The 10,824-nt window shown below is 38.6% G+C and carries 11 protein-coding genes; all 11 read right to left on the reverse strand.

All coding sequences use genetic code 11. The features are described 5' to 3' along the window. Positions 1 to 166: 166 nt before the first annotated feature. On the reverse strand, positions 167 to 1,441 hold the full coding sequence (locus HMPREF0671_RS05650) for a glycosyltransferase family 4 protein (RefSeq protein ID WP_036897825.1): 1,275 nt from the start codon (positions 1,439 to 1,441) through the stop codon (positions 167 to 169). A gap of 19 nt (positions 1,442 to 1,460) precedes the next feature. After that, the gene (locus HMPREF0671_RS05655; protein WP_036897828.1) at positions 1,461 to 2,432 is read right to left on the reverse strand and encodes a hypothetical protein; all 972 of its coding nucleotides are present in this window, start codon (positions 2,430 to 2,432) and stop codon (positions 1,461 to 1,463) included. Further along, positions 2,429 to 3,502, reverse strand: a complete 1,074-nt coding sequence (locus tag HMPREF0671_RS05660; protein ID WP_036897831.1) for a glycosyltransferase — start codon at positions 3,500 to 3,502, stop codon at positions 2,429 to 2,431. Before HMPREF0671_RS05660 ends, HMPREF0671_RS05655 begins: the two co-directional genes overlap by 4 nt. Continuing rightward, positions 3,499 to 4,470 carry a glycosyltransferase family 2 protein gene (locus tag HMPREF0671_RS05665; RefSeq protein ID WP_036897834.1) on the reverse strand — a complete coding sequence of 324 codons (972 nt, stop codon included), beginning with the start codon at positions 4,468 to 4,470 and terminating at the stop codon, positions 3,499 to 3,501. Before HMPREF0671_RS05665 ends, HMPREF0671_RS05660 begins: the two co-directional genes overlap by 4 nt. 3 nt (positions 4,471 to 4,473) lie before the next feature. Then, positions 4,474 to 5,355 carry a glycosyltransferase family 2 protein gene (locus HMPREF0671_RS05670; RefSeq protein ID WP_036897837.1) on the reverse strand — a complete coding sequence of 294 codons (882 nt, stop codon included), beginning with the start codon at positions 5,353 to 5,355 and terminating at the stop codon, positions 4,474 to 4,476. Beyond that, positions 5,340 to 6,374, reverse strand: a complete 1,035-nt coding sequence (locus tag HMPREF0671_RS05675; protein WP_036897840.1) for a glycosyltransferase — start codon at positions 6,372 to 6,374, stop codon at positions 5,340 to 5,342. Before HMPREF0671_RS05675 ends, HMPREF0671_RS05670 begins: the two co-directional genes overlap by 16 nt. 3 nt (positions 6,375 to 6,377) lie before the next feature. Further along, entirely contained in the window at positions 6,378 to 7,550 is a 1,173-nt protein-coding gene (locus HMPREF0671_RS05680) for an EpsG family protein (RefSeq protein WP_036897843.1), read from the reverse strand. A 512-nt stretch (positions 7,551 to 8,062) separates the two neighbouring features. Further along, on the reverse strand, positions 8,063 to 8,575 hold the full coding sequence (locus HMPREF0671_RS05690; protein ID WP_036897849.1) for an acyltransferase family protein: 513 nt from the start codon (positions 8,573 to 8,575) through the stop codon (positions 8,063 to 8,065). Further along, complete coding sequence (locus HMPREF0671_RS05695) at positions 8,557 to 9,543, reverse strand: glycosyltransferase (RefSeq protein WP_036897852.1); 987 nt, start codon at positions 9,541 to 9,543, stop codon at positions 8,557 to 8,559. The genes HMPREF0671_RS05690 and HMPREF0671_RS05695 overlap by 19 nt, the downstream gene beginning before the upstream one ends. After that, the gene (locus HMPREF0671_RS05700; protein WP_036897856.1) at positions 9,543 to 10,490 is read right to left on the reverse strand and encodes a glycosyltransferase family 2 protein; all 948 of its coding nucleotides are present in this window, start codon (positions 10,488 to 10,490) and stop codon (positions 9,543 to 9,545) included. The genes HMPREF0671_RS05695 and HMPREF0671_RS05700 overlap by 1 nt, the downstream gene beginning before the upstream one ends. Further along, positions 10,474 to 10,824: DUF1919 domain-containing protein (locus tag HMPREF0671_RS05705; RefSeq protein WP_036897859.1), on the reverse strand; the 351-nt coding region annotated here is incomplete at its 5' end. The genes HMPREF0671_RS05700 and HMPREF0671_RS05705, both read right to left, overlap by 17 nt.

Genomic DNA, 10,824 nt, shown 5'->3' on the forward strand with positions numbered 1-10,824 from the left:
TGCAAGTTCAAAAACGAAGTGCAATATGGTGTCTATCATCGTTTAATGTCTTGATTGCCCACAAAGTTAGCAAAAATCCCTCATACAGTAACCATTTGTGTAAAAACAATCCCTGTGTGAGGGATGGTTTTGTGTGGTTTCGTCCCTCACACAGGGATTTTCTTAATCACAGCTCAGCATACATTTGCCTCAGCGCCTCCCACACATCGCGCTGCTCATAGCGTTCTTGGATTAACCTCCTACTGTTGGCAGCCATCCTGTTGGTGTTGTCGGCGTTCTTGATAAAATCGCACATCGACTGGTAGAGGGCTTTGACCATGGGCGAGGAGAAACCGTCCGCTTGCAGGTCGTCCGAAGCAAACTGTATGAGATGGCCGCGACTGTCGAGCGGCGCCGGGATGACGACACCATTCTCACCATCGATGATGATCTCGTTGCAACCATTGATGTTGGTGACGATACAAGGCAACTCCATCGCTCCAGCCTCCATGGGCACATTGGGGAAACCCTCCCTGTAACTCGGAAATACCAATGCGTCGGCCGCTATCAGGTAAGGGCGCACATCTCTCTGGTGGCCTGCATAGAACACGGCAGCGGAGTCGTTCAAAAAACGTTGCGCCTCCATAGTAATATGGCCACCACTCTGCACCTCCTTTTCTCCCACAATCAGGAGCTTAGGCTGCCGCGGCAGGTCAGCGGAATGCCCCACCAATCGCCTCATCACCTCCGCCAACTCGTTAATGCCCTTGTCTCTCACCATGCGAGCTATAAGGATAAAAACAAAATCATTGGCTGTATATCCCAACTTTTGGCGCATATACCGGCGCCCGTCAAAAGGCGTGGCATCTTCCATCAACCGCGTCTCCTTGTTCTCCGAACGCAACAACTCACTCGTCGCCTCGCGTGACAGATAGGATGTGTCCTTCCCATTGATGTTGCCATGATGTACCACCTGCAGTTGCTTCCCCGTGATTCTATCCTCCCTCAACGCTCGTTTCACGCCCTCGCCTTCGGGTATGACATGGTTTGCGCAGCAGCATGTCACGCGCTCCATCGTCTTCAATAGGGTCCGCAGCATACCAGTCGTAGCTTGGTAGCGCAGCCCCGTCACGGTGTATATACGATTCGGCACGCGTGCAGCCCATGCGGCCACCATGGCCAACAACGACCCTTTGGGCGTGTTGGCATGTACGCACCACGGCTTTTCGCGCCTAAAAAGTCGCCACAAAAACCACAAGGCCTTGATATCCTTACCTATACTGATAGGTCGTTCCAAAGGAGCGTCAATAACCCGTATGCCCTCTCGCGCGGCCACCTCATCGAGCACACCGGTATCTTTGGCAACTCCCACCACCTCATAATATTGATTGAGATAGTTGAGTTGTCCCCTTAACAACGAGTTCAGACTGATGTCGACCGTGGTGACACGAATTATTTTCATATTATATATCGTTCTACTATCAAAATTCTATACGTTCAAAATGAACACCACCTATCCGTGCCGCATATTCGGGAAAGGCACTCTTCCACATACCCTCATGCCACAAACTGTAAACCTTCTGTGCCTGTGCCATGAGATAGTAGTCCGTAAACATTTTGATATTCTCACCATCATTTGTCTGACCCGCTGTATCGATGTGCTTCGCCGTACCGGGCACGATATAAACATCCGGAATTTCCTTTTGAACGTAATGAATAAAGTGCATACTATCGGATGCTATCATCACTCTGAAATGTCGTCCATACGTCGATTCTTCCCTCATTATAATTTTCCTGATAGCACGAATTGCATTCTCTTTTAATCTTTCCTGGGCTTTCAAAGGCAACTCCGGGTTTACATCTGTTTCCGTCTTGTCTCCAAGAAGATTCATAAACCGGGTATGAATTGCTATATAATCATTTCCTATTTCCGACTGATATAAATCTAAATACTGTTGTAAGTATGATGTTGGTTTAAACAGCTCACGATATAATTTGCCCCATTCGAAATTACAATTATAGTTTTTATTCACCTCTTTCAGAGAGTCGTAGCCATAATAGAAATGCGTCTCCTGTTTCCTATTTTTGAAAAGACGTACAGGACTTTTGTATTCTCCATAAGCAATAACCGTCTGATGTGTAAATAAGTTAAAGTTCATTGACTTTTCATCTATAGTCCAATCCACGTCTACAGGCTCAAGATATTTACGTAAATCAAACGGATATGTCCAATTTATCTTGAAATCTTTTTGCTGTGCTTTAGCAACAGAATAGACGGTTATAGCCCCTTTCAGACGATCAAACATCCCCCCATGATGAATTCGCCCATCCACCATGAATATATAGTTACCCGATTTTCTTGTCCTACCCCATAATCCAGAGCGACTGCGGAATTTCAGTTTAGGCTCTCGCCAACAAACATCCAATAGTTTAATTAAGATATCCCTAATCATTTTTGTTCGTATACATTTTTGTAACCTTCTATCATCTTGCTAATATCATAATTCAAGGCGCGTTTTCTACATTGCATTGCCGTCTGCTCATAAAAGGAGGCATCTTTGCTCAGGTGCATTATTAAAGACGCCAGCTCACCGGCATCTTCCGGGTGGAACAAAAGTCCGGCATCTTTTACGACCTCTCTCAGTCCATCAACATCTGAAGCTATTACCGGTTTACCAGCTGCCATTCCTTCAACGGCAGCCAATCCAAATCCTTCCCAATGAGAAGAAAGCACCACAATATCCGAAGTCCTCAACATTTGAGGGATATCGGCTCTGTTTCCCCAAAATATAATATCTTTTTTATGTAAAGTCTGTTTTGCATAGTCTTGCATTTTGTCTCTTAAGTCACCATCACCAATCAACCATAATTGGAACTTTGCCCGAGGCAAGCGATTCATGGCATCTATTAGCGTTTTATGGTCCTTCTGTACCCTGAAAGCTCCCACCATAGTGATGACAATTCTGTCTGTAGGATGTATGTCGTATGCCACCTGAGCTTTTTGGAAAGAAGTGACGTCTATTCCATTGCTAATCGTAATCAGTCTGATTGAGGTATTGTTATTTTTCAGATAAATTCTAAGACGCTCCTCTGTTTTTGGACTTATACATATAATTTTCTCATATCTTTCGTACATCCATCTATCTATCACTCTCAACAACGGATTCTTTCGTTTTCTGTTATCCGTATTGTGTTCCGTTGTGACCAACCGTTTTTTCAAACCAACATTAGCAATAGCAGCAAACAATTGAGGAGAGGAATTGTGTGTGTGGATTACATCATATCCTTTCATAATACGTCTAAGCTTTAGAATATATCCTGGATTATAAAAAAATCGTTTTTTTGATAACGAATAGATTGTGCATCCAGATGATTCAAGCTCTCTATAAAAGGCTGTCTCTTCTCCATCGAAAAGACAAACATCTACTTCATAACCTTGATTGCGCAACATCTGTGTTATTTGCACAACAAGATGTTCTGCGCCTCCGATCATTAGTGATGTTATGATTTGGAGTACTCTCATGACAAAATAAAATTGGGAATAGTCCTAAATATTTTCTTGGCTTCTTTATATCCGTCCATATTACCTTTTATAAAATCAGTAACAACTCGGAAGTTTGCAGATAGGATAGCAAAAACGAGATGAACAAGTAATTGTTCTATTTGCTTAACCGAAAAACTGACAAGAATCCTTTTCTTTTGCCATCCATTTAAATTATTTAAATCATAACAACTTCTATACCATAGAAGAAACATGGCTTTGGCTCGCCGATAATACTTGTCATTGGACTCCTGAAACAGACTGCTTGAACTTTTTGCATCCATGTGAACAGCCCCGCTATCATAAGAAACCAATAACCGAAAGCCGTTTTTATATAGTTTTTGAAACATAAGTTGATCATCACCAAAAGCAAAGCCCATCCGGTCTAACCATAACTCATCAGGATAATGAATCCTCAATAAAGCGTCTTTTCTCCATAATGATATTGGCCCCGCAGCACTTTGAGAATAGTAAGCGCTCCTAGAGGGGTTACCATTATACGAAAAACTCGCATTATCCAATACTTTAAACGCCCATTCGTCATCTTTACGTGGATAACTTAAATTAGTGATATAATTATATATTTTTGTTTTCAGATTATCCTCATGAGGTCTGAAAACATCTGCAGCTATACAATCTCCCTGTTGTCCATTTAATTCTTCATACAATGTTTCAACACAGTTATCCGCCATAAAGACATCGTCGTCAAGAAGCAAAATCCATTCTGTTTGTATTTCTTTATAATCTATTGCTCTTTGAGCAACCATCCCCTTCTTGACATAAACATACTCTTCGTCTTCAATCCTAAAATCAGGCAATTTGTATCCTTCTGCGATATAAAGTAAGACTTTTTTAGGCCTTATCGTCTGATTATAGATGGAACGCAATTCTTTTTTTAATCTATCTCCTGATTTTCCAAGCGTTCGTATGGCAACACTGTACTCTACCATGTCTTACTTATTATACTTATAATTCCAATATAAATGAACCAAATAGCCTATAGGGTAACAAACGAGTAGCAGGGCCTTATATGGGATAGCATACGTTTTCTTGAAATCCTCATGCGAGAAAAAGGAATATACAGAATATAATATTCCACTTTTAATCCTATCCCTCATAGGATATGTTTTATCCATTAATATCAAATTAAATGCCATTCCGCCCTTCGGACATTTTATTCGAAGCCTTCGCCCGGATTTAGTTAACCCACCTTCCAAATATTCTGTTAGATATATTATTTTATTTATAAACAACATATCGGCTATTTTAGAAATTTGGAGCCAAAGATAACTTTCAACGAGAAATTTTTCACCTTTATAAACTGGGAATCTGTAACGCTTCAAGTATTTTGTTGCCCACACCTCGGCCTTATCCCCATACACCTTTTTATTCACTCTAACATCAGCAAAACTATCTATGAGGTTGTCTTTCGGGAATATATCGCCGATTGGAACTTCTTGGGAATATCCTCTGAGATAAGATATACCACATAAATCCTTACCCTTGACTTTTCTCCAATCCTTTTCTATTGTTTCAATAGCATCATTAGTCAAGGTGTCGTCACTATCTACAATAAAAAAAAGCTCCGTTTCAACAATGTCAATAGCAAGATTCAGTGCAGTATGCTTCCCTCCATTCTCCTTTCTTTGATATTCTATATTAAAAATATCAGATTTCATTCCATTTACAACATCTGCCGTATTATCGGTCGAACCATCGTCTATAATCAGCCAAGTGAATCCCCCCACAGTTTGACTACACAGACTCCTGTAAAGGGTTTGCAAATGAGTGGCTCTATTATAAGTTGGTGTTACCACTGTCACTCCGTTTCCCATACTTTTTTCTTTATTCTGTTGATATAATAAGGGACTATGATATAATCAAAGATACCACTACACAATTTGTATATACAAAAATTATATAGTGATAAATTCATTAGGAAACATTGTATCTTTACCCTTGGTTCTTGATTCCATACCATAAAAGGATAGAATTTATTTTTGACGATACGATTCTTTAATTGCTTGAACTCAGATCTGTTATAGTCAGACGTGAATATACGTGTCCAAGTGGACTGCTTTTTAAAGTTGATAGATGAGAGACAGGCAGACAAAGCTTCTTCATCTTCATGAAAAATAGAAGTCATAAGTTCTCTCATCACATCCTCATACGAGAGCAAATTATGATCTGTGCAAATTCTGGAATGTTCTTTATTTCTTTTATTGATCGCACTCCCCTCTCTTAACACATATCGATAAATATTAGCTTGGTTTGAAACCACGTAAGGATGATGTAAGAAAACAGTGGATACGAACAGCACATCTTCCGAGAATCTATAGTTTTTAAACCGGATTTTATTCTCGTTTAAAAAAGCTCTACGATAAAGAAACGTCCAAATAAAAGCAGGGAGTCCTCCTCTTCTAATCATTTCCAACGCCGGAGCGTCGTAGTCTATCTGATTAACAATAGGCTTAACTTTTCGCCCATCATAATCTGAAAAATAGCGTACAACGTCTACATCTCTTCTATTCCATATAGGTTTTAAGACTTCGTACATGCCGTTCTGTAAAAGATAGTCGTCTGAGTCCACAAATGCAATATATTCACCCAATGCATTATCTATCCCTTTATTTCTTGCAATACCTACACCAGAGTTAGGTTGTGAAAAAACACGTATGTTGGCATATCTCTCAGCATAGTCAGTGCACAAACTTAAAGAATGGTCAGTGCTTCCATCATTGATAAGCAAGATTTCATAATCTTCATCCTTTAAGCCTTGATTCAGCAAGGACGATACGCATTTGGGGAGATATTGTTCTACATTATATACAGGAACTATAATACTTAATTTCATATATTATTTAATATCTATTACTTTACGGTACAATTTATCTTTAGTGTAGTTCACATCATACTCATTTTCTTCATAGAGTTCATAAACTCCTGATGGGTAACCATTTGTCAAAAAGGTTTTGTATGGCGTCAAATTAAACGCCCATGATCTTAAAATACGAGTGAATAACACAAAACATAAAAATATAACAAAAGTTTTCATCCACTTATAACTATGTATCCTTGTTGAAAGGGCGCTTAAAGTATATATTAGACCTATAAAATAAAACCAGCCAAACCGTCCGCCCTGTCCAAAACGGGCAAAAGCCACCAAGATACCACAAAAGATAATGGACATATTAAGAAACGTCAAATCTTTAGGCGTGTTGGGAATTTTATGATAGTTTTTAAAAAGTATTGCAATAAATACGATTGCCTCTATCACATACCAAATTTGAAAACCGGACATATCGTCATTGATATATAATGCTGTCCTGGATTCTGTTCCTGTTGCATCACCTGCAAAAGATATTGCCCAAGAGGCAAATGGAGAAATTCCTATTAATAAACAGAATACGAGGAAATAAATTACTACATTTTGTGAATATTTTATAATAGGTACAAAGTACATTGGAGCAAGTATAAGAGCCGAATTGTGAAACCCTGCGGCCAATATCACCAAAGCAAAAAATGGTAAAGGTTTCCGTTCCCATATATACTTTACAGCTTGCCAAGCTATACCACAAGCTATGGTCTGTCTCATGTAAGTTATGGAGAAAAACACAAATAATCCAAGGAAAACAATGCATGCCATCGGATAATTATCCATATACTTTCGGAACGTCCTATAATACAATCCATACATCAGGCATGTTCCCAACAGGATAAACACATATCGGTTAGATGTAACATGAGCAACTAACACTTCCCAGGCAAAGTAGGCATACTCCTTTCCACGGATGAAATAAAGTAACTGCTTGACATCTTGGTTATAACCTACAGAGTCGGATATACTGTCAAACAATGCTCCGTAAATATACCGATCATACCCTCCTATCATATCTCCCATACCTATAAAAACAGCCAAATAGGTGAAGTAGGCAGCCAATAAGAGGGGACTTTTAGCCAGTTTTGGTCTTGATAATGAAGAATAATACCATAAAAAGGCTATGGCGAACATTAAGAAATAGATGATCATTTTTGTTGATAGATGTTATGTTGCAACAAATTCCACATTCCTATCCTAATTTGGTCTATAAATACACAAAACAGATATACGGCAGACAGGATCAGAAAGATTCCAAGTACAAGTAAGCCCCCATCCAATGTAGATGTGAAATAGAGAACCCCACTTTTAAAGAACTTAAAAACGTATGGATTGAAATGAACTATATAAACCGTAAAGCTACTTGCCACCAGCCAATTAACAACCGGGCTTTGAAACTTGAATTTGTAGAAAAATAATAATAATGCTATGCTTGATAAAATAACCAATGGATTATCATAGCGAAGCATTTTCATAGCATTCCCGAATTTCCATACTGATAGCACCACTATTATACTTATAAAACAGGTAATTGCAATATAGACATAAGGGCTCAATCGGTTTAACCGACCCGACGGATAAAGTCTGAAATATCGTGCTGTGAGATATAGGCCACAAAAGAATATAATGCTATAGCCACCAATGTAATTGACAACTCCGGTAATCTAGCAATTATAACATTGATAAATATAAAATGTTATTAAAAACATTTGGAACTGTCGTTTATTTACTTTCTCCACAAAAGCATTTAAAACCGGTGTGAGAATGTAAAGCCCCAAATATCCCATCACAAACCAATACTCTTGTGTAAGCCCCATGCTTATTCGTATTACTTGAGAATTAAAAGTCGTTTCTCCACAAAGAATGGCAACTATGTATATACTCCATAACAAGAAGAAAAATTGAAATAAGAGCTTGCCCAGTCCTCTATAACTCGCCCGAACTCCAAACCAACCGGAGATAAGCACGAATATGTTTACTCCACCTATAGTAATACTCATAAAGAGAATCCTGATAAAAGAAGACAACGTATCAGTTTCTATCTCAACCGGCGACGGCATTCCCATAACGAAACCATTTGCATGCCCTATCAGAACGAAGAACATGGCTATGATACGCAGTAGTTCGATATTGCTCTGTCTGACTTTTGCCTTTACAGCTATCTCTTTTTCAGCCATAATACAAAAACATCAATATAAATTGACAAAATCCTGAAAACCTTAATGTTGACAATTCGGGAAAAAATACGATGCCTTTTATTCCCAGGCAATGGATGAATGGGGAAAGCCCCCATAGCTTCCAATTTCGTCATCACTTCCAACTTATATCTCAACGTAAAAGGACCTACATATATTGAAAACAAATAGCCCATAAGGAAAAATATAAGAGGCTTCTTCAAAACTTTTTGGACATCCGTGTCAAACTGTCTGAGCCACGTAAAGTTATCTTCCATACAAAGCAATGAGTCGTCGGAGGATCTATATATATGCTTTTTAGAAGATTCAGATACAGCCGAATGAGGGTTGGCGATATAATTATAAAGAGGCTGATTGATGCATTTGCACTTTCCAATGTATGGAATTAATTTGAAAATCACATCAAAGTCCTCCCCCATTTGATAACTATTAAACCTTATATCATGCTCTTGTATAACACTTGTTCTGTACACACGTGTCCATAAAGAGTTGTTATACACATCGTGGGCTGCCATGTCCAAACCAGAGCTGAAATCTCCTATACATGGAATGATTCTGCCACTGGTTTCCGTTCCCCAGTAATAGCCCATCATCAGCATGTCATATTCTTCTGTTCTCAATAGCGGGAGCAAGCATTCTAAGGAATTGTCAGCTACAAAATCATCTGCATCAACAAACCAAAAATAGGTGCCATGAGCGTTAGTTATCAGTTCGTTCCGAGTAGGACCAATTCCTTTATTTTCCCGCGAAAAGTATCTTATGTTGTGGAATCTTTCATTATACGATTGAATAATACTTAATGAGTTGTCTTTCGACCCATCGTTGATGATCATTATCTCAACATCGTCTTTAAAAAGAGATTGTCTAACAATACTATCCAAGCATCGTCTCAGGAACTTTTCGGCATTGTAGACAGGAATAAGTATAGACAAAAGAACTTTTTGATTCATTATAAGAATTTATAAAGATTATATATAACCCTTCTGTAAAAAGGTACATCACTTTTTATGGTTGGTATACCAGGCACATCCATCAATACACTGATACGCTTCATATATTGTTTGATATCGCGGTACGAATAATGATTTCTGAAAAGAGAATATACCATATTATAACATTCATTCTTTATATGTCTCATTAGCAAATGCTTGTTGGATACTTTATCCAGATAAGCAGCCTTCTTTTCAAGTATCGTTATACTGTCGCTCACCCGTTTTGCCCCCCATGTAGAACGACTGATAGAATTTGTATCACCTATATAGTAAAGATAAGTGATATGTGGACATAAAACCAAAGAACTGACATATGTAGAAATCTCAAAACTCCACATCACGTCTTCATGATAAATCCCGGGAGTAAAATAAGTGTGGTGCACATCAAATATAGTTCTTTTAATTAATTTGTTGCATCCAATAACATACCACTCATTATTGATATAACCTTGAAACACCTCAGCGTTGGTCATAAAGCTTTTTGTCTGAGCAGCACTCACAGAAACTTGATTTCCCAAATTATCCACACCCTTGGTGACTCCCATAACAATCTCCGGCAAATTGTTTTCCATTGCCGTTTCTACAAGTTTTGCTATACAATCCTCCGTTATCCGGTCGTCACTATCCAAAAAATATATATAATTGCCCGTACTGTTGTCTACTCCAGTATTTCTTGCTTGGGAGAGTCCCTCATTTTGACGATGTTCAAGAAGCTTAAAATCAACATTTCCCTCATAGGTCTCTATCAACTTTTTTGCTTTGAAAAAACTCCCATCAGGTGTACAATCATTGACGATAATACATTCTATATTCGCATAGGTTTGATTAAAAACCGACCGCAAACAGCGCTCAATGTATTTTTCTACCTTATATACCGGTATGACGATGCTAACTTTTATTTCCATTCAAAAAACTGATATAATCAAAATCATCCAAATATCGCTTCAAGCTAAAGATGTGCTTATAATCCAATGATTTGCCGGAACGCCAGTTGTTGTACCACTTAAATCCATGGTAGAATGGGTAAGCAGATTCGAATTCTGTATTTTTAGGCCCCATCACAGAAAGGGGATATTCTACATTTGCACACATATCCAGAAGTTCAGAACTGAAAGATGGTCCCTCTAACAAAACAAAAAGGTTGTTCCAGTCGATTCTGTTTTTACGCTCTTCCCATTTCTCCTTAGCACATTTAAAAGAGCTGTAGTGTACGAATTTAACACACACGTCCCCCCCCCC

It is taken from the genome of Prevotella sp. S7 MS 2 (assembly GCF_000762865.1).
Lineage (GTDB): Bacteria > Bacteroidota > Bacteroidia > Bacteroidales > Bacteroidaceae > Prevotella.

Coding starts and splice junctions, on each gene's coding strand:
- HMPREF0671_RS05700 (WP_036897856.1), bottom strand. CDS start 10,490: ATGGAAATAAAAGTTAGCATCGTCATACCGGTATATAAGGTAGAAAAA.
- HMPREF0671_RS05655 (WP_036897828.1), bottom strand. CDS start 2,432: ATGATTAGGGATATCTTAATTAAACTATTGGATGTTTGTTGGCGAGAG.
- HMPREF0671_RS05690 (WP_036897849.1), bottom strand. CDS start 8,575: ATGGCTGAAAAAGAGATAGCTGTAAAGGCAAAAGTCAGACAGAGCAAT.
- HMPREF0671_RS05675 (WP_036897840.1), bottom strand. CDS start 6,374: ATGAAATTAAGTATTATAGTTCCTGTATATAATGTAGAACAATATCTC.
- HMPREF0671_RS05660 (WP_036897831.1), bottom strand. CDS start 3,502: ATGAGAGTACTCCAAATCATAACATCACTAATGATCGGAGGCGCAGAA.
- HMPREF0671_RS05650 (WP_036897825.1), bottom strand. CDS start 1,441: ATGAAAATAATTCGTGTCACCACGGTCGACATCAGTCTGAACTCGTTG.
- HMPREF0671_RS05695 (WP_036897852.1), bottom strand. CDS start 9,543: ATGAATCAAAAAGTTCTTTTGTCTATACTTATTCCTGTCTACAATGCC.
- HMPREF0671_RS05680 (WP_036897843.1), bottom strand. CDS start 7,550: ATGATCATCTATTTCTTAATGTTCGCCATAGCCTTTTTATGGTATTAT.
- HMPREF0671_RS05665 (WP_036897834.1), bottom strand. CDS start 4,470: ATGGTAGAGTACAGTGTTGCCATACGAACGCTTGGAAAATCAGGAGAT.
- HMPREF0671_RS05670 (WP_036897837.1), bottom strand. CDS start 5,355: ATGGGAAACGGAGTGACAGTGGTAACACCAACTTATAATAGAGCCACT.